Genomic DNA, 17,894 nt, shown 5'->3' with positions numbered 1-17,894 from the left:
TGACGACAGCGGCCATAATAAATCGAGACGGTGCTCGAGCGGGCTCGATCCCCCGATGCTCACCATATCACCCAACCGGTGTGGTATCGCTAGAAGCGAGAGCAGAGGCAGGGATAGAAGAGACGGTGCTGGTGTCGTCCGTCTTCCGAACCGAGAAAACGACTGTGTCTGCGGAACGCGTTACTCGCGCAGACGCTGCTGGACGAGCTCTTCGAGGTCGTCGCGAAGCTCCTCGACGGCGATCTCCTCGAGTACGGGCACGAAGAAGCCCTCCACGAGCATGTTGCGAGCGGCTCGCGGGTTGACGCCGCGGGAGGTCATGTACAGCAGGTCCTCCTCGTCGATCTGGCCGACCGTCGCGGAGTGGCTGGCCTCGGTGTCGTGGTTGTTGATGATGAGCTTCGGCGAGGCGTCGGCCTCGGACTCGTCGCTCAGCATGAGGGTGTTCTCGCGCTGGTAGGAGCTCGTGTCCCAGGCGTCGCGGCCGACGTCCTGGACGCCCTCGTACACCGAGCGGGCGACGTCGTCGGTGACGCCGCGGGTGACGAGGTCAGCCGTCGTGTGCTCGGCGCGGTGCCAGACTTTGACGTCGAGGTCGAAGTGCTGGTCGTTGTGGCCGTAGAAGGCGCCGACGATCTGCGTCTCCGAGGAGTCGCCGGCGAGCTCCGTCGACACTTCGGTCTTCGTGAGCTTCGTACCGATGTTGCCCTCGATCCAGTCGATGGTGGCGTAGGTGTCGGTAACGCCGCGCTTGCACGTGAAGTTGTACGACTCCTCAGAGAGGTTCTGGAGGCTGCCGTACTGGACGTAGCTGTTCTCGCCCGCGACGATCTCGACGATCCCGCTGTAGTAGCGCTCGCCGCCCTCGCGGGGGACGTAGCCGCTGGCTCGCTCCTCGCCGTCGCGGACCTCGCCCTCGTCGCCGGTCGACTGGCGCTCTAAGATCGTCACCGAACTCGACTCCTCGGTGACGACGAGCGTGTAGTTGAACAGCGACTGGGAGTTCATCTCGGTCCGGATCGTCACGTCCTCGGCGTCGACGCCCTCTGGGACGTAGATCACGGTACCGGTACTGAACAGCGCCGTCGACAGCGCAGTCAGGTAGTTCTCCTGGGGGTCGACCGTCGAGCCGAAGTGCTCCCTCAAGAGCGCCTCGTGCTCGTCGACCGCCTCGGCCCACGTGAGTACGTCGACCTCGTCGGGGCCGACCTGATCCTTCTTCTCGGCCCAGTTCAGCGGATCGACGAACGACTCGAAGTCGAGGTCGTGGAGGTTCGTCCAGTCCCGCCCGGGGGTCCGGATGACCTTCGGCATGTCGAGTTCGTCGAGCGCCTCGAGCGCCTCGAGACGCGTCTCGAGGAGCCACTCGGGCTCGTCGAGATCGCCGCTGATCTCGCGTACCTGTTCTTCGGTTAGATTGGCGTGTACCTGCGTCGTGCTCATGTTATCCGAGGCTCCCCTCCATCTCGAGTTCGATGAGGCGGTTGAGTTCGACCGCGTACTCGATCGGCAGTTCCTCCGTGATCGGCTCGATGAAGCCGGCGACGATCATCTTCTTTGCGTCGTCGTCGTCCAGTCCGCGCGACTGGAGGTAGAAGATGTCCTCGTCGCCGATCTTTCCAACTGTGGCCTCGTGGGCGACGTCGACCTTCGACTCCTCGATCTCCATGTACGGCATGGTGTCGGAGGTCGACTCGTTGTCGAACATCAGCGCGTCGCACTCGACGGCGGTGCTCGAGTTCTCGGCGCCGTCGGCGATGTGAACGAGGCCGCGGTAGTTGGTGCGGCCGCCGTCCTTCGAGATCGACTTCGACTCGATGGTCGACTTCGTGTTCGGCGCGTTGTGGTAGACCTTCGCGCCGGTGTCGATGTCCTGACCCTCGCCCGCGAAGGCGATAGTGATGTGAGTGTCGGTCGCGCCGCGACCCTTGAGGATCGAGCACGGGTAGAGCATGGTCGCTTTCGAACCCATGCTGCCCGAGACCCACTCCATCGTCCCGTTTGCCTCGACGATGGCGCGCTTGGTGTTGAGGTTGAACGTGTTCTTCGACCAGTTCTGCACGGTGGAGTACTGGACGTGGGCGTCCTCCTTGACGAAGACCTCGACGCCCCCGCTGTGGAGGTTGTGTTTGCCGTACTTCGGCGCGGAACAGCCCTCAATGTAGTGGACTTCGCTCCCGGGTTCGGCGACGATGAGGGTGTGCTCGAACTGGCCCATCCCTTCCGAGTTCATCCGGAAGTACGCCTGGACGGGCATCTCGACGGTGACGTCCTCGGGGACGTAGACGAACGAGCCGCCGGACCAGACCGCGCCGTGGAGCGCGGCGAACTTGTTGTCGCTCGGCGGGACGCAGGTCGTCATGAAGTGCTCCTTGACGATGTCGGGGTGCTCCTTCACCGCCTGGTCCATGTTCATGAAGACGACGCCCTTCTCCTCCCACTGCTCCTGCATGTTCTGGTAGACGATCTCGGACTCGTACTGCGCGCCGACGCCCGAGAGCGCCTTCCGCTCGGCTTCCGGGATGCCGAGCTTCTCGAAGGTGTCTTTGATGTCGTCCGGGAGTTCGTCCCAGTCGTCGACGCCCTCGCGCTTGTCGACGTCCGGGCGGATGTAGGGGACGATCTCTTCGACGTCCAGTTCGGTGAGGTCGGGCTGGCCGGGCCAGTCGGTCGGCATCGGCATCGCGTGGTACTGCTTGAGCGCGCGGAGGCGTCGCTCGAGCATCCACTCCGGCTCGTCCTTGTCGTCGGAGATCATGCGGATGACCTCCTCTGTCAGGCCTTTCTCGGACGTGACCGCGGCGTTTTGCTCCTGTTTGAAGTCGAAGCGCGCCTCGGTGTCCGTCTCTTTGAGGTGATCTTGATCGGAACTCATGGTGTGTATCTAGTGATGGTTGCGGCTCTAGGGTTATACCGGTTCTTCTAGTCGAATCCGGTTACGCGGTTTCGTAGACTTCCTCGCGGACCCAGTCGTACCCCTTGTCCTCGAGCTCCTCGGCCAGGGAGGCGTCGCCGCTCTTGACGACCTTCCCGTCGAGCATGATGTGGACGCGGTCGGGTTCGACGTAGTCGAGGATCCGCTGGTAGTGGGTGATCTGAAGGATGCCGGTTCCCTGCTCGTCGCGAAGCTTGTTGATCCCCGCAGAAACGTCCTGGAGGCGGTCGATGTCCAGCCCGGAGTCAATCTCGTCGAGCACGGCGACCGAGGGCTCGAGGATCGCAGCCTGGAGCACCTCGTTCTGCTTCTTCTCGCCGCCGGAGAAGCCCGCGTTGAGGTACCGCTGGGCGAACTTCTCGTCCATGTCAAGCTGGGCCATCTTCTCGGAGAGGATCTCCTGGAACTCGGCGACGCCGACCTCGCCCTCGTCGGCTGGGCCTTCCATCGGCGAGGTCGCGGGCGTCTCGTCTTCTTCGTCGTCCTCGTCGGCGGCTTCCTCCTCGTCCTCGAACAGCTCCTCGCGCTCCTCGATCTTGGCGTTGAGCGCCGTGCGGAGGAAGTTCGTCATCGTGACACCGTCGATCTCTGCGGGGTACTGGAAGCCCAGGAAGACGCCGAGTGCGGCGCGCTCGTTGGGCTCGAGCTCGAGCAGGTTCCAGGTGCGCTTGTCCTCCGGAATCTCGAAGTCCTCGCCGAACTCGTCTTCCTCGAGGTGGATGAGAACCTCGCCCTCGGTGACCTCGTAGGCCGGGTGGCCGGCGACGACCTTCGCCGTCGTCGACTTCCCGGAGCCGTTCGGTCCCATCAGTGCGTGGATCTCGCCCGATTCGACCTCGAGGTCGACGCCGCGCAGGATTTTCTCGTCGCCCTCCGCCACTTCCGCGTGCAAGTTTTTGAGTTGGAGTCGTGCCATATGCGGATTACCTCTGTCGTTCGGACGGTGGGTCGTGGGACTCATAACGGTTTCGTGTCTGACTGCATACGCTGTCGAATGTGGAAGATAATTTTTTGAATCGGAAAGCGGCTGGCGGTCGGCCGTCGACGGCGGGAGGCGACGCCGTGTCCGGTTTGCGGACGTCGAGCCGTGTCACATGAAACTGTCCAGGCCCGTCTGCTCCTGGCCGCTCTTGACCTCCTCCCAGCTTACGCCCAACGCCTCGAGAATGCGCTCGATCGGTCCCTCGAGCGTCTTCTCGAGCATCGTGTCGTAGTCGATTTCGAACTCGTGGGGGATCTGATCCTCGTACTCGAAGCAGATCACGTCGGGGTCGCGCTTGAATGCGCCGTACACCGGGTCCGTCTGGGGGTCGAACCCTTCCTCGCTCTCCATTCGTCGGAAAAAGGCTGGATCGACTCGATCCAGGTAGAGCCGCTTGGGCTTGCTTCCGCGCTGGAAGTTCGTCCCTAACAAGCGGTTTGCGTACTTCGCACCGCGGACCTGGGCGGTATCGGTGTCGTAGTTTCCGAGTTTCTTGCCGATCCCGCCCGGAATGGCGATCTCCTCTAAGCTGACCTCCCCCTCGAGGAACTCCTCGATGACGCCGTTGACGTACTCCTTGACGCCCTCGATATCACCCTCCTTGACGACCATCTCGATCACCCGGTGTTGCACCTCCTTGGTGATCGGCGCGATGTCCGAGCGCTTGTACTCGAAGCCGGTGATGTCGACGTCGTCGACGTCCTGGCCTTCCTTCCAGATGATGTGGCCGGCGTAGCGTTTCTTCGTGCCGGCCTGGAAAAAGCGCCGATAGAGCTTCTCGAACTCGATCTGGAAGCGGTGTTCAGTGGCGTTCAGGTCCTCGAGCGCGAAGTCGTCGTAGCGGCCGTTGACGTACTCCTCGATCTCGAAGGACTGCTCGATGGCCTCTTCCTTCGAGACCTCGGGGCCGAGCTCGAGCATGACCGAGTCGGTGTCGCCGTAGGCGACGTCGTAGCCGATCTCCTTCGCCGCGGTTTCGGTGAACTCGATGACCTCCCGGCCGGTCGCGGTGATCGCCGCGGCCGCCTCCTTGTCGTACAGGCGGAACCGATCCCACCCCGACACGCCGTACAGCGAGTTCATAATGACCTTCACCGCCCCCTGCTGGCGGTCGTACTGCTCGTACGCCGGCGTGCCGGGCTCGTGCTCATTGCGCAGCGATTTCTTCTCCTCGCGTTCCGCGAGCAGTTCGTTGATCATCTCTCGCATGACGCCGTCTGGTTCCTGGCGGAAGTGGGTCCCCGAGGGGGCGACGTGGGTCTCCCCGTCGTAGCGCTCGGGGTCGACTTTCGTCTCCGGCGAGGCGTTGATCGTCACCATGCACATCGGGTACAGACTCTTCAGGTCGAGCACCGTGACGTTCTCCTTGACACCCGTGATGGGGTCGAAGACCGCCCCGCCCTCGTACTCCTCGCCGGCTTCCTGCTGACCCTTCGAGGGGAGCGCGAACTGGCCGTACGCCTCGTGGAGCACGTACATGTCGACCGCGTCGCCGGGCGTCGGCGCGTCCTCGAGTTTACACCCGACGAACGAACGCACCTCGTTCCAGAAGGCGACGATCTGCTGCTGGCGGTCGAGTTCGACACAGAGTTCGACGTCCCGGAGGTTGTACTCGAGCAGCTGGGTGGGGTCGTCCTCCCAGAGGTCGCCGATCTTACCGGCGTACCGCTCTTTTCCGACACCGAGTTCAGCCTCGCCGACGGCGTCGAGTCGATAGGAGTCGAGTTCGGAGAAGACCATCCGCTGGTAGCCGTAGAGCAGGTCGAAAACGACCCGTCCCTTGATGTCGGGGCCGCCCCAGTTGCTCCGCCAGACCTCGTCGACCCGCGAGAGCCGGTCGACTTCGAGGTTGTAGTCGTGGTGGGGACCCTGCAGTTCCTCGAGGCGGTCGAGGAAGTACGGCGCGTCGAAGTCGTCGAAGTTCCAGCCGGTGAGGACGTCCGCGTCGGTCTCGCGGACGTAGTCGACGAACGCCTCGAGCATCGCCTCCTCCTGCTCGAAGCTGCGAACCTCGTGGTCGATCGCCCCTTCGATCGGTTCGTAGCCCTCGATTTCGGCCGGCGTTTCCCCGTCACCGACGGGCGCCTCGTACAGCCACATGATGTACTCGTCGCGGTAGGAGTCGTGGCTCGTGAGACAGATGATCGGCTCCTCACCCTCCTCTGGGAAGCCCGAGCGGTCGTCGACTTCGATGTCGAACGTCAGCACGCGCGGTTCGGCGTCGACGGGGGCCGCCTCGACCTCCACGTGGGGGACGACCAGCGAGTCGTCGTCAGCCCGCCGCTCCGGAATCCGGATGCCGCTCCGGACGTCCTTGTCGATCAGAAACCGGTTCGGGAAGAGGATGTCGGCCTCGTAGTGCTCGAAATCGTCCCGGACCTTCCCGACGTCCCGCGGAGTTTGGCCGAATATCTTCGTCAGTTTCTCCCCGCGGATGCTCTCGTACGGTTCGCCGTCCTCGCCGACCTCGCGGCTGCCGGTCAGCCGGTCGTACTGTTCCTCGGGCGGGCGCTCGAGCGTCGCCGTCGGCGCGTAGAAGTAGGGCCGGAAGCCGACGACCTGGACGTGCTCGAGTTCGCCCTCCGGAGTGCGTCCGAACACGTGCATGATCGGCTGCTCGTCGTCGCCGTAGCCGGCGATCGTGTAATCGACCTGCATCACGGCGAGCTCGAGTTCGTCGGTCGGTTCGGGCAGCGTCTCCTCGACGACGTCGATAACCTCGGCCGCCCGAGAGCCGCCGTTGCCCGCGACGGCGACCGCCTCCTCGTCGGGTCGCCCCTCGGCGTCGCTCGCGAACGCCTCGAGCCCCGTTTGCCCCGCGTCACTCATTGCTACTCGGATTTGCAGCCGCCGGATAAAAACCCCTGCAATCCACCGACGCGGTGCGCTCATCGGGTTGCCCCTCCTGCAGGAGTCACAAAGCATTTAATATGGTAACACACATCATAGAAAGAGGCGATAGACGTGTCCCCCCGTGTGAACAACGATGGTACGACGGACGACGGTGAACCGAGCGACGAGCAGACGGGAACCGCCACGATCGAGTCCTACGAAACCGACGACGGCGTCGTCTTTTACGACGCGGAGAACCCACTTGCGTGGGTAGAAACGACGCGCTCGTTTCCGCTTCGGGACGTCGCCTGAGCGCGGGCCGGCGAACGCCAACGCTTTTCTAACGACCGGGTGTTTCCGCACATGTGGTATTCGAGCGGACCGAGAACGAGCCGGAAGAGTACGACCCCGAGGCGGAGTTGACGGACCCGGAGTCGGATTCACTGACGATTCCGAAGGTTTCGACCGACGAAACCGACGTTCCGCCGGAGCTCCTCAAGACGTTCTGGGCGATCGTGCTCGTCGTCAACGCTGCCGTTCTCGCGTTCTCGCTCGGCGTGTTGTTTCTCGTCTTCGAGTCGGATCTCTCCGTCGGCGGGCCGCTTCTGGGCGGCGGGATCGTACTGTTCGGGTTTGCGGTCTACCGCTACCGATCGTTTCGCCGCTCGAGCGACGACGACTCTGGCGCTGCCGAAGACGAGGCCGATCCGCCCGCGGCCGACGACGACTCGAGCGAGCCGGCGACCGCACCGTCTGACGAGCGACCCGATGACGTCGAGGACCCGACGGACGCCGATTCCTCCCAGCCAACCGACCACGACTGACCATGAAAACCGTACGAGACGACGACGGTAGACCGTACCTCCTGATCAAACAGTCCGGAACGGCGAGCCTCGTCCGCGATCCGGCGACCGGCAACGAGTGTTACGTACAGAACGACCGACTCGAACTCGCCGAGGGGTCATCGCCGCTCGAAACGGCCGCCAGCGGCGTCAAACCGACGGTTCGCCAGCTCCTCACCGCCGTCCACGACGAGCGGACGCTGGGCCTCCTGATCGAACTCGGCGAGCGCGGCCCGATGGGCGTTCGAACGCTGCTCGGCACCTACGATCTCTGTGAGAGCGATCTCCACGGCATCCTCGCGGAACTCACCGCGGCGGGGCTACTCGAGGAAACCGACGTCGCCGGCGAGCGCGGGTATCGGATCACCGACCGCTGCGAGACGGCGATCGAGACGGTTCGAGCAGACGAAAAACCGGACCTCGAACGCTCGAAAACCGAGCGGTGAGGACGCTCGCTCGACTCGGCTGGCAGCATCCACACTGTCGGCCCGGGGGCCAACCGATCGACCGTCGCCCTGCCCTCAGACGACCTGCAGGTGATCGTTCCGGAGTTCGTCGTCCGTTACCTCCTGCCCGTGCACCTCCCGCATGTGGTTTTTCGCCAGTTCGAGTGCCTCGTCTTCGTTCTCCGATTGGACGATAAAGCGGCACTCCTCCGATACCGACTCGCAATCGAGTTTGTGTGCTTGTGTCATAGTCGATCCTCTCCCATCCCATTCGGCGATCGTACCCGGCCGCGTGAGCAGTGGTACCGAACGGCACAGAATCTACGTCGATGTATTACTTAGGCGTTTCCGGGACCCACTCGAGGGGGAAAGAGCGTCGCTCGTGCGACTGTCGACGCACGCCCGGCCGACTCCACGAAGCTGCACCAGCGGCCGCTCAGTCCGACGCCAACAGCGAGACGTCCGGCGGCTCCTCGCGCTCGAGGCGCGACCGATTCGTGGTCGCGTCCTTCTCGACGCGGACGAGTTCGTCGGCCGCGCCGACGAGTTCCTCGTCGTGGCTGACGACGACGATCTGTTCGACACCCAGCTTCCGCATCGATTCGATCAGCGACACCAGCTGCGTGACGTGGCCCGAATCGAGGAAGACGGTCGGTTCGTCCAGGATCAGCGGCGGCATCGGCGCCGCCCCCTCGACCCCTTCGGCCAGCAGCCGGTAGATCGCACACCGTAGACTCAGGTTGAACAGCGCCCGCTCGCCGCCGGACAGCTGCTCGGGCTCGAGCGGTTCGCCGTCCTTCTGGTACACCGTCAGTCGGTACTCGCCGTCGAGATCGATCGCCGCGTAGGAGTCGTTCTGGTAGACTAGTTCGAACGTCTCGTTCAACAATCGCTCGAGGGTCTCGACGTTGCGCTGGCGTAACTCGGTGCGTAACTCGCCGTAGGTCGTCTGTAAGGTCTCCGCTTCCTCGTACAGCGACTCGAGGTCCTGACACCGGGCCTCGACCGCCTCGAGCCGCTCCCGGAGCTCCTCGAGTTCCCCGAGTTCGTTCTCGACGGCGCCGATCTCGGTCTGGAGCTCGTCGCGCTCCGCCCGAAGCTCGGCCAGTTTCGTCTCGACCTGACCGAGGTAGGACTCCGCGTTCGCCTTCTCCTGTCGAGCCTCCTCGATCCGGTCGTCGTCGAACTCGTCCTCGAGTTCCCGTTTGCGCTCGCGCTTCTCCGACAGGCGAGTCCGACGCTCCTCGTTGAGTTCGTGTTTGCTCCGGCGGCGCTCGCGACAACCCTCGATCTCGGAGTCGAGGCTCTCGATCCGATCGGCCAACGTCTCTGCCTCGCGCAGCGACTCAAGGGTCGACTTACACTCGCTTCGCTTGCGGTTGATCTCGCCGAGATCCGCCCGCAGCTCATCGATTTCGGCCTCGAGGTCGTCCGCTCGCTCTCGTTTGCCGGCGGCCGTCTCCTCGAGGTCCTCGGCCCGCTCCAGGCGGTCGTCGCGTTGCTCCCGACGATCCGACAGCGTCTCGCGCTTCTCCGCGAGCAGCTGTTCGACGTTCTCGCGGTTTCCCTCGAGGGTGTCGACCCGCCGTTCGACCTCCCGGAGCTCCTCGGCGCGCTCGAGGCGCTCCTCGACGGCCTCGAGATCGTCGTCGAGTTCAGCGCGCTCGCCCTCGTGGGCTTCGAGTTCCTCCCGGCGGTCCTCGAGGACGTCGACGTGTGGGGAGTCCTCGACGGGCTGACCGCACTCGGGGCACTTGCCGGCCGCGAGCAGTTCCTCACCCTCTTCGATGGCGGCCGTCGCGGCTTCGATCTTCGCCTGTACTTCCGAACGCGCCGATCGAAGCTCCTCGCGCTCGTCGGCGAGCGCCGTCCGATGGTCGGCGGCCTCGCCGAACGCGACCGGCGCATCCTCGAATCGGCCACGCTCGACCTCGATCTCGTCGTCCAGTTCCGACAGCGTCCCCTCGCGCTCTGTGATCGTCTCCTCGTCGGTTTCGAGGCGCTCCGCGAGCTCAGCGGCCGTTTCGCGGGCCGCCTCGGCTTCCGCCTCGAGCTCGTCGGCGCGCTCACGTAGCCGCGTTTCCTCGTCGCTTCGCTGGGAAATTTCGACGCGGAGCTCCTCGAGACGGTCCCGAAGCTCCTCGTCCTCGGCCTCGAGCGCCTCGATGCGCTCGGCCGGGGACGCCTCACCGAGGTCGACCTCCGCGAGCAGCGTCGCTCGCTCTTCTTCGGCCTCCTCTCGTTCCTCGCGAAGTTCGTCGATCTCCGCCTTGAGCGACTCTCGCTCGCTTGCCGTCTCGGAGATCGTCTTCCGGAGGTCGTCGATCTCGTCGGCGAGCCGGTCGATCTCCTCGCGCGTTTCCTCGTGGCGCTCGAGGATCGATTCGGCCTGCTCGAGCGTGCTCTCGGCCTCGCGCTGGTTGCCCTCGAACCGGTCGATCTCCTCGCGGCGGCTCGCGTGGCGGGACTCGAGGTCGTTCAGCCGCGCGTGGAGATTCTTCTCTTCCTTGGCCTCGATGCTCTCGGCGATCCCCTCCGCTTTGCCGCGGATCTCGCCGAGAACGTCCTTGACGCCGAGGCGGGCGTCGGCGGCGCGTTCGCGGTACTCCTCCAGGGCACCCAGCTGGAGCAGGTCGTCTATCATGTCCTGGCGCTCGCGCGGCGAGGCGTGGATCAGCTTGTTCACCTCGCCCTGACGAACGTAGGCGCAGTTGACGAACGCGTCGGCGTCCATCCGCAGGAGTTCGGTGACCGCCCGGCGGACGTCGCGGGCACCTTCGATCGGCTCGCCGTCGCCCTCGAGGACGCAGGTCGTGGTCGTCGCCCGATCCCCGCGGAGTTTCAGGCGACGCTCGATGTGATACTCGGTGCCGCCGTGGGTGAACCAGAACTCGACCGCCGCCTCCTCTTCGCCGGTCGTGATCACGTCGTCTAAGGTCCGGTCGTCCAGCGCCTTCGAGCCGTAGAGCGCGAAGAAGACGGCCTCGAGCAGCGTCGACTTGCCGCTGCCGTTGACGCCGTGGACGACGGTGACACCCTGATTCAGCCGGAGGTCGGTCTCGCCGTAGCACTTGAAGTTCTCGAGGCGGACGCGATCGACTCTCACGTGAAATCACCCATCGAAACCTGGCCGTCGTCGGCTGGCGGCTCTGCGTCGTCGGTCTCGGTTGGCTGGTCACCGGTGTCTCCGTCGGCTTCGGTTGGCTGCTCATCGGTGTCGCCCTCGGCCTCCCGGTCTTCGTCGTCCACCCGCCTCTCGTCGCTGCCGTCGGCGGACTCGATGCCGCCGTCCTCTGATCGTCCCTCGTCCTTGTCACCGACGCTCTCGTCGTGATCGGCAGTCACGTCCGCCGCCGGTTCGTCGTCCGCGCCGCCGTCGCTCGAGAGCGCGTCGGCGACCGTCGTCACCTCGGCGGGGTCGCGGTCGGGCGCGGACTCGAACGCGCCGCGGTCGTCCTCGAGCAGGTCCCGCACCCGCCGTTCGACGGTTTCGCGGAGGTTGGCGTCGACGACTTCGCCGTCGCGCACCGTTCGATCGATCTCGAGGGCGGCGTCGGAAAGCCCCAGTTCGCGGACCCGCTCGCGGACCGCGTCGTCGGGGTCCGCGAAGCTCACGGTGACCTCCTCGTCGGCGTCGGCGATCTCCCGGCGGTCGTTGACGCGGGCGACGAGCGCGCCCCGGTCGGCCGCGAACGTCTCGATCGTCGCCGGCGTGATCGGGCGGCCCTCGCCCTCGACGGTGACGACCACGACCGCGTCCTCGAGGTCGTACTCGCGCACGCGCTCCTGGACGCGGTCGGTTCCCTCGCCCTCGGCGAGGTCGACGTCGACGAAGACGAACTCGCGGGCGACCTCGAGCCCGCGGCGGCTGATCGCCGGCTGCTCACCGGCTTCGAACTCGACGATGTTGTACCCCCGGTCCTCGCGCTCGCTGGCGCTCGCGCGCTCGGTCGACCCGCAGTAGGTGACCCAGCTATCGCGAACCTCGGCGATGCCGGGTTCGTGGTTGTCAGCCAGGAGGACGGCGTCGAACGCGACGTTCGACTCCTCGAGTACTGTCTCTGTCTCCCAGTCGGCGTGGGCGAACGGCTCGAACAGGCCGTGGCTCACAAGCGCCGCGTGGTCGGCTCCCGCGGGCGGGCTGTCGAACTCGTACTCGAGGTCCTCGCGGCGCGAGCGGGGGACGAAGTCGAGCCCGTAGAAGGCGGTGTTTTCCACGATTTCGGGCGAGGCTCCAAGCCGGGTCGCCAGCCCGAGGTCTGCAAAGAGATCGAGCCACTGAGCGTCGCGTTTCCCCTCGTGGTTGCCGACGACCGCGAGAAACGGAATTTCGGCGTCGGAAAGCGTCCGGAGCACCTCGACGGTCCCCTGGAGGTCGACCAGCCCCGGCCGGCGGTCGTGAAAGAGGTCGCCCGCGTGGATCACGGCGTCGACGTCCGTCGCGACCGCGTCCTCGGCCACGTTCCGGAAGGCCTCGAGAAAGTCCCGTCGTCGCTCGGGCGCGTTGTACTGCTGGTACCCGATGTGGGTGTCGCCCGTATGTATCACCCGTGTCATCTATCACCGTTTGGAGCGGTGGCCCTAAATGGATTCCGTGACCGGGGCGAAAGTAGAGGGGGTCGAGAGCGAGTCGAGCTAGGAGTCGATCTCGAGGGTGTAGAGACGCTTTCTGGCGTCGGAGAAGGAAAAGCGGGACTGGATGACGTTCTCTTCGTCGAGCCGGTTCAGGGCGTAGCGGACGGTCCGGGCCGGAAGCAGCGTCTCGTCGGCGATCTGTTGCTGGGTCATCGTCTCGTTGTACTCTAACACCTTCGCGACGAGTTTCGCACTCGGTGGGAGATCGCGGACGTCCTCCCACGTGCCGGTCGGGTCGGAGTCCTGTCGCAATTGCTCTGATGCGCTCATTGTGAACCACAGTTGCGCATACGGCCTAATAATATTTCCTGTTTAGTTCTATTCTCTGCAGTAATTATTCTGTCTCGATGCACCTACCCGAAACCTCTTATGAAGCAATGACCTACCAGCACGTGATGAGCGACACTGTGGACGACGTCGACCTCCCGTATGACGAGGACGAGGCGTCCCAACAGGAGAAAATACGGTCACTCGAAGATCGCCTTGAGGTCCTCGAGTCGCAAAACGAGGAGATGCGGGACAAGCTCCTCGATGCGAACGCCGAGAACAACAAGTACCAGCAGAAACTCGAGCGACTCACACACGAGAACAAGAAGCTAAAGCAGTCGCCGCTGTTCGTCGCCACGGTCCAGGAGATGACCGACGAGGGCGTCATCATCAAACAGCACGGCAACAACCAGGAGGCACTCACCGAGGTCACAGAAGAGATGCGCAGCGACCTCGATCCGGACGCGCGCGTCGCCGTCAACAACTCTCTCTCTATCGTCAAGACCCTCTCGAACGAGACGGACGTGCGCGCTCGCGTAATGGAAGTCACCGAGAGTCCGGACGTGAGCTACGAGGACATCGGCGGCCTCGAAGAGCAGATGAACGAGGTGCGCGAAACCGTCGAGATGCCCCTCGAGAAGCCGGAGATGTTCGAGGACGTCGGCATCGACCCGCCGAGCGGCGTGCTGCTCTACGGCCCGCCGGGCACCGGCAAGACGATGCTCGCCAAGGCCGTCGCTAACCAGACCGACGCCACCTTCATCAAGATGGCCGGCTCCGAGCTGGTTCACAAGTTCATCGGCGAGGGGGCGAAACTGGTGCGCGACCTGTTCGACGTCGCCCGCGAGCACGAGCCCGCGGTGATCTTCATCGACGAAATCGACGCCATCGCCGCCAAGCGGACCGAATCGAAGACCTCCGGCGACGCCGAGGTCCAGCGAACGATGATGCAACTCCTCTCGGAGATGGACGGCTTCGAGGACCGTGGCGAGATCCGGATCATCGCCGCCACGAACCGCTTCGACATGCTCGATCGGGCCATCCTCCGACCAGGCCGATTCGACCGCCTCATCGAGGTACCAAAACCCAACGAGGAGGGTCGCGAGATCATCTTCCAGATCCACACCCGCAACATGAACGTCGCCGACGACGTCGACTTCGCCGAACTCGCCGCCGAAGCGACGGAGGCCTCCGGCGCCGACGTCAAGGCGGTCTGTACCGAGGCCGGGATGTTCGCCATCCGCGACGACCGCACGGAGATCCGGATGGAGGACTTCCGCAACGCCTGGGAGAAGGTGCAAGCAGAAAGCGACGAGACCGACGAGGTCTCGAAGACGTTCGCCTGAAACGGCTCAGGCCGACCGCGATTCTCCTGTCCTGTCGATTCGTTTTGACGCGAGTTACAGCTGCATAAACAGCAGCCACGGCACGACGAACAGCGCGACGAACAGCAGCGTGAGAATCAACAGATAGCCAACGCCGGTTCCCGCCGCCGTCATCCAGGAGGGGTGGTCGTACTTTTCGAGATCGACTGCCATACACAGACGCTGTCCGGACGAGCGCATAAACGTACCGGGACTCGGTGGACCCGTCCGGATCGAACCCGACTTTCGGGCCGCTTTTACCATCCGAGTCGCTACGACTCGTCAATGACCAAAATCGTCGTGGTGGACAACCACGGACAGTTCACCCACCTGGAACAGCGGGCGCTGCGCGACCTCGGCATCGACACCGAACTGATCGACAACGACACCCCGCCCGAAGACGTCGACGCCGACGGCGTCGTGCTCTCGGGCGGCCCCGACATGGACCGCATCGGCCGCTCTCCCGACTACCTCGAGGGCGACGTTCCCGTTCTGGGTATCTGTCTCGGCATGCAGATCATGGCCGCCGAACTCGACGGGCGCGTCGGCGGCGGCGAGTACGGCGGCTACGCGGACGTTACCGTCGAGATCGTCGAGGAGGCCGATCCGCTGATCGGCTCGCTTCACCCCGAGACGCGCGTCTGGGCGAGCCACGCCGACGAGGTGAAGGAGCTTCCCATCGGGTTCGAACTCACCGCGAAAAGTGACGTTTGTGGCGTCGAAGCGATGAGCGACACCGATCGGGATCTGTACGGCGTCCAGTGGCACCCCGAAGTCGCCCACACCGAGCGTGGCGAGGAGGTCTTCGAGAACTTCCTCGAGATCTGCGAGTCGTCGTAACATCTTTTCTGGACGTATTTCCAACACTTTTTACTACCCCTCTCGCGACGACGACGTATGGCACCGACGTTCGGCGGAAAAATCGTGCTCGCTGGCACCGGCCTACTGATGACCGTGTTCCTGTTGCTGTTCTTCCCGTGGTGGCTCGCACTGGTCGGTCTGGCCGTCATGATCCCGTTTTTCCTCAAAGTACTCGCCTGATGACCAGCCGAAGCCGTCACAGGTGCGACCGCAGGTTAAACTAACCGCAGTACCACCCGGCCGACAGCACCGACGACGGCGGGTGCGCGCCCCCTCCCGATCGATGCAAGCGGTGACACTGATGTTACGTGGTAAACGACGTGTCGCCAAACGCGTATATAGGTTTCAGATCGAATCAGGTAACGTAATGCAACCAGCAACCGGCACGGTGTCGACGCCGCCCGTCTCGCCGACTGAACGCGCAGGCAACGGCGAGGTGAACAGCCGATGACGAGCGTTCTCGTCACCGGTGCGACCGGTAATCAGGGCGGCGCGGTCGTCGACCACCTCCTCGAGTCAGAGACCGACTTCGAGATCTACGGGCTGACCCGCGATGCGAGCGGCGAACGGGCGCGGGAACTCGCCGGCCGCGGGGTCGAGATGGTCGAGGGCGACCTGGACGACACCGACTCGCTGCGCCCGCACGTTGCGGCTGTCGACGCCGTCTTCGCGGTGACGAACTTCTGGACGCAGGGCTACGAAACGCAGGTCCAGCAGGGCAAGAACATCGCAGACGCTGCGGCCGAGGAGGACGTCGACCAGTTCGTCTTCAGCGGCGTCGGCAGCCACGAGCGCGAGACGGGTGTACCCCACTTCGATTCGGCCTGGGAGATCGAACAGTACGCCCAGGAGCTCGACCTCCCCATGACCGTTCTCCAGCCCGTGTTCTTCTTCCAGAATCTCGAGGCCTTCGCCGAGGACATCGTCGGGGACGGAACGCTCGCGCTCCCGCTCGAGGAGGGCGTCTCCCTCCAGATGATCGACGTCGACGACGTCGGCCGCGCCGCGACGGTCGCGCTCGCCGATCCCGAGACGTTCGTCGGCGAGCGGGTCGAACTCGCGGGCGATGAATTGACCCTCGAGGAGACCGCCGACGTTCTCTCGGACGTGACCGGCGTCGGCGTCGAGGCGTACCACGTCCCTATCGAGGACGCCTACGAGAGCTTCGGCGAGGAGTTCACCGTGATGTGCGAGTGGTTCAACGAGGTCGGCTACAGCGCCGATATCCCGGCGCTCGAGGACCGGTTCGGGTTCGAGTTTACGGACCTCGAGGGCTACCTTCGCGCACACGGCTGGGAGGACAAAGACGGGATGGCCGCGGTGCCGGGCTGGGTCAAGGCGATGGACTGAGTTCGGCTACGGCGCCTCCGGTCACTCGATCCCGGCCGCTCGGCCCCGAAGTCGCTCGATAACGCCGGGTCGGCCGCGACACTCGATTCTCACGTGCTCCCCGTCGTAGTCGACCGACTCGACGGTCGTTCGATCGTACGCCCGCGAGACGAGCGCCATCGCCTCGTCGCCGTTCGGCATCTCGAGGACCGCTCGCTCCGTCGGCAGCCGGTCGCGTACCGCCCCGAGGAGCGCATCGAGGTTGGTCCCCTCGGTAACGCTCACCGGAACGACCGCGGGAACCCGCTCGCGGGCGACCGCGAGCCGCTCCTCGAGTTCGTTCGCCGAGAGCAGGTCGACCTTGTTCACGGCCAGCAGAAGCCCGTCGTCGTCGACGCCCTGCTCGGCGAGCACGTCGAGCGAAACCTCGAGGCGCTCGCGGAACCGCTCGAGGCCGTCGCTCCCGTCCGCGACGAGCACGACGACGTCGGCCGCCGCGGCCTCAGACAGCGTCGAACTGAACGAGGTGACGAGGTCGTGGGGGAGGTCGTCCACGAACCCCACTGTGTCGGTGGCGAGGACGGGTCGCCCGTCGATGGTCGCCCGCCGGGTCGTCGTCTCGAGGGTCTTGAACAACTGATCTTCGACCGCGGCGGTGGCGTGCTTGTCGGAGCCGCCGTCGACGCTAGCGACCCTCTCGGGGTCGGCGTTCTCAAGCGACATGTCGTCGGCGAGGCGGTGCAACAGCGTCGATTTCCCCGCGTTGGTGTAGCCGGCGACCGTGAGGAGATCGAACCCCTGCTCGCGTCTCCGAGCGCGGAACTGCTCGGCTGGATCGGGGAGTTCAGCGAGTTTCCGCTCCAGCCTGGCGATCCGGTCGCGGGCGTCGTAGACGGGCGTCCCGCTCTCGGTAACTCGGTTTAACATCCCTTCGTCGGCAGCCTCGATCATCCGCGGCAGGTCGTAGCGCAACTGGGCGAGTTCGACCTGCAACCGCGCGCGGCGGGTTCCCGCCTGGCTCTCGAAGATCTCGAGCACCAGCCGGTAGCGGTCGTAGACGACGGTATCGGGCGGCATCGCAGACTCGAGGGCGTGGTGTTGCCCCGGCGTGAGTCCGCTATCGACGAGGACGACGCCGGCGCCGGTGTCCGCGACGGCGTCGGCGAGTTCGTCGACTTTCCCGGTGCCGAGATACGTTCCGGTGTCCTCGGCTCCCGACTGGGTCAGCTCGGCGGCGACGTCGTAGCCCCCGGCTTCGGCGAGGCCGCGGATCTCGGCCGTCTCGACGGGGGTGGTCGGCCCGCGGGCGGCGACGACGGCAGTTCGTGCGTGTGTACGTGGTCGTGACATTGGATCTGTGATCTGTTGCTCATGGGTCGGTGGCTGTCTCCCGAGCGGCGT

General features: G+C 64.8%; 17 protein-coding genes. 7 read left to right on the top strand and 10 right to left on the bottom strand.

Annotated elements, in window-relative coordinates; all coding sequences use genetic code 11:
• Positions 1–180: 180 nt before the first annotated feature.
• From sufD to AC6I6S_RS13030, 4 genes are all read right to left on the bottom strand, one after another.
• Positions 181–1,443 (bottom strand): Fe-S cluster assembly protein SufD, encoded by a 1,263-nt coding sequence (gene sufD / locus AC6I6S_RS13045; protein ID WP_497950676.1) that lies wholly within the window; start codon positions 1,441–1,443, stop codon positions 181–183.
• A 1-nt stretch (position 1,444) separates the two neighbouring features.
• A complete protein-coding gene (gene sufB, locus AC6I6S_RS13040) occupies positions 1,445–2,875 on the bottom strand; it encodes a Fe-S cluster assembly protein SufB (protein WP_497950675.1) in 1,431 nt (476 codons plus the stop codon).
• Between the two features lie 61 nt (positions 2,876–2,936).
• Positions 2,937–3,851, bottom strand: coding sequence for an ABC transporter ATP-binding protein (locus AC6I6S_RS13035; protein ID WP_497950673.1), 915 nt, complete (start codon positions 3,849–3,851; stop codon positions 2,937–2,939).
• A 174-nt stretch (positions 3,852–4,025) separates the two neighbouring features.
• Positions 4,026–6,746: a DNA-directed DNA polymerase gene (locus AC6I6S_RS13030; protein ID WP_497950672.1), complete on the bottom strand. Its 2,721-nt coding sequence runs from the start codon at positions 6,744–6,746 to the stop codon at positions 4,026–4,028.
• Between the two features lie 147 nt (positions 6,747–6,893).
• Here AC6I6S_RS13030 and AC6I6S_RS13025 point away from each other — a divergent pair, with 147 nt between their 5' ends.
• Genes AC6I6S_RS13025 through AC6I6S_RS13015 form a run of 3 tightly spaced genes read left to right on the top strand, consistent with a single transcriptional unit; the run spans position 6,894 to position 8,037 of the window.
• Positions 6,894–7,061 carry a DUF7331 family protein gene (locus AC6I6S_RS13025; RefSeq protein ID WP_497950670.1) on the top strand — a complete coding sequence of 56 codons (168 nt, stop codon included), beginning with the start codon at positions 6,894–6,896 and terminating at the stop codon, positions 7,059–7,061.
• Between the two features lie 53 nt (positions 7,062–7,114).
• Positions 7,115–7,573 (top strand): DUF7322 domain-containing protein, encoded by a 459-nt coding sequence (locus AC6I6S_RS13020; protein WP_497950669.1) that lies wholly within the window; start codon positions 7,115–7,117, stop codon positions 7,571–7,573.
• Between the two features lie 2 nt (positions 7,574–7,575).
• Positions 7,576–8,037: a DUF7346 family protein gene (locus AC6I6S_RS13015; protein WP_497950667.1), complete on the top strand. Its 462-nt coding sequence runs from the start codon at positions 7,576–7,578 to the stop codon at positions 8,035–8,037.
• Between the two features lie 75 nt (positions 8,038–8,112).
• Here AC6I6S_RS13015 and AC6I6S_RS13010 read toward each other — a convergent pair whose 3' ends face one another.
• From AC6I6S_RS13010 to AC6I6S_RS12995, 4 genes are all read right to left on the bottom strand, one after another.
• Positions 8,113–8,286, bottom strand: a complete 174-nt coding sequence (locus tag AC6I6S_RS13010; protein WP_497950666.1) for a DUF1059 domain-containing protein — start codon at positions 8,284–8,286, stop codon at positions 8,113–8,115.
• A 187-nt stretch (positions 8,287–8,473) separates the two neighbouring features.
• Complete coding sequence (gene rad50 / locus AC6I6S_RS13005) at positions 8,474–11,143, bottom strand: DNA double-strand break repair ATPase Rad50 (RefSeq protein ID WP_497950664.1); 2,670 nt, start codon at positions 11,141–11,143, stop codon at positions 8,474–8,476.
• The gene (gene mre11 / locus AC6I6S_RS13000; protein WP_497950662.1) at positions 11,140–12,594 is read right to left on the bottom strand and encodes a DNA double-strand break repair protein Mre11; all 1,455 of its coding nucleotides are present in this window, start codon (positions 12,592–12,594) and stop codon (positions 11,140–11,142) included. The genes rad50 and mre11 overlap by 4 nt, the downstream gene beginning before the upstream one ends.
• A gap of 78 nt (positions 12,595–12,672) precedes the next feature.
• On the bottom strand, positions 12,673–12,942 hold the full coding sequence (locus tag AC6I6S_RS12995) for a MarR family transcriptional regulator (RefSeq protein WP_497950661.1): 270 nt from the start codon (positions 12,940–12,942) through the stop codon (positions 12,673–12,675).
• Positions 12,943–13,067: 125 nt separating this feature from the next.
• Here AC6I6S_RS12995 and pan1 point away from each other — a divergent pair, with 125 nt between their 5' ends.
• Positions 13,068–14,285, top strand: a complete 1,218-nt coding sequence (gene pan1 / locus AC6I6S_RS12990; RefSeq protein ID WP_497950660.1) for a proteasome-activating nucleotidase Pan1 — start codon at positions 13,068–13,070, stop codon at positions 14,283–14,285.
• 54 nt (positions 14,286–14,339) lie between these two features.
• Here pan1 and AC6I6S_RS12985 read toward each other — a convergent pair whose 3' ends face one another.
• On the bottom strand, positions 14,340–14,477 hold the full coding sequence (locus AC6I6S_RS12985; RefSeq protein WP_497950658.1) for a hypothetical protein: 138 nt from the start codon (positions 14,475–14,477) through the stop codon (positions 14,340–14,342).
• 111 nt (positions 14,478–14,588) lie between these two features.
• Between AC6I6S_RS12985 and AC6I6S_RS12980 the strand changes: the two genes are divergently transcribed.
• The 3 genes from AC6I6S_RS12980 (at position 14,589) to AC6I6S_RS12970 (ending at position 16,514) form a co-directional block, all read left to right on the top strand.
• Positions 14,589–15,143: a GMP synthase subunit A gene (locus AC6I6S_RS12980; protein ID WP_497950657.1), complete on the top strand. Its 555-nt coding sequence runs from the start codon at positions 14,589–14,591 to the stop codon at positions 15,141–15,143.
• 57 nt (positions 15,144–15,200) lie between these two features.
• Entirely contained in the window at positions 15,201–15,344 is a 144-nt protein-coding gene (locus AC6I6S_RS12975; protein ID WP_497950656.1) for a hypothetical protein, read from the top strand.
• A 267-nt stretch (positions 15,345–15,611) separates the two neighbouring features.
• The gene (locus AC6I6S_RS12970; RefSeq protein ID WP_497950654.1) at positions 15,612–16,514 is read left to right on the top strand and encodes an NmrA/HSCARG family protein; all 903 of its coding nucleotides are present in this window, start codon (positions 15,612–15,614) and stop codon (positions 16,512–16,514) included.
• 21 nt (positions 16,515–16,535) lie between these two features.
• Here AC6I6S_RS12970 and hflX read toward each other — a convergent pair whose 3' ends face one another.
• On the bottom strand, positions 16,536–17,843 hold the full coding sequence (hflX, locus tag AC6I6S_RS12965; RefSeq protein WP_497950652.1) for a GTPase HflX: 1,308 nt from the start codon (positions 17,841–17,843) through the stop codon (positions 16,536–16,538).
• Between the last annotated feature and the right edge of the window lie 51 nt (positions 17,844–17,894).

This window comes from Natrononativus sp. DTA114 (assembly GCF_059736515.1).
This window is presented reverse-complemented; position numbering and strand designations above follow the sequence as displayed.

Coding starts and splice junctions, on each gene's coding strand:
- AC6I6S_RS12995 (WP_497950661.1), bottom strand. CDS start 12,942: ATGAGCGCATCAGAGCAATTGCGACAGGACTCCGACCCGACCGGCACG.
- AC6I6S_RS12985 (WP_497950658.1), bottom strand. CDS start 14,477: ATGGCAGTCGATCTCGAAAAGTACGACCACCCCTCCTGGATGACGGCG.
- AC6I6S_RS13010 (WP_497950666.1), bottom strand. CDS start 8,286: ATGACACAAGCACACAAACTCGATTGCGAGTCGGTATCGGAGGAGTGC.
- pan1 (WP_497950660.1), top strand. CDS start 13,068: ATGAGCGACACTGTGGACGACGTCGACCTCCCGTATGACGAGGACGAG.
- AC6I6S_RS13015 (WP_497950667.1), top strand. CDS start 7,576: ATGAAAACCGTACGAGACGACGACGGTAGACCGTACCTCCTGATCAAA.
- AC6I6S_RS12980 (WP_497950657.1), top strand. CDS start 14,589: ATGACCAAAATCGTCGTGGTGGACAACCACGGACAGTTCACCCACCTG.
- hflX (WP_497950652.1), bottom strand. CDS start 17,843: ATGTCACGACCACGTACACACGCACGAACTGCCGTCGTCGCCGCCCGC.
- AC6I6S_RS12970 (WP_497950654.1), top strand. CDS start 15,612: ATGACGAGCGTTCTCGTCACCGGTGCGACCGGTAATCAGGGCGGCGCG.
- sufD (WP_497950676.1), bottom strand. CDS start 1,443: ATGAGCACGACGCAGGTACACGCCAATCTAACCGAAGAACAGGTACGC.
- sufB (WP_497950675.1), bottom strand. CDS start 2,875: ATGAGTTCCGATCAAGATCACCTCAAAGAGACGGACACCGAGGCGCGC.
- AC6I6S_RS13030 (WP_497950672.1), bottom strand. CDS start 6,746: ATGAGTGACGCGGGGCAAACGGGGCTCGAGGCGTTCGCGAGCGACGCC.
- mre11 (WP_497950662.1), bottom strand. CDS start 12,594: ATGACACGGGTGATACATACGGGCGACACCCACATCGGGTACCAGCAG.
- AC6I6S_RS13035 (WP_497950673.1), bottom strand. CDS start 3,851: ATGGCACGACTCCAACTCAAAAACTTGCACGCGGAAGTGGCGGAGGGC.
- AC6I6S_RS12975 (WP_497950656.1), top strand. CDS start 15,201: ATGGCACCGACGTTCGGCGGAAAAATCGTGCTCGCTGGCACCGGCCTA.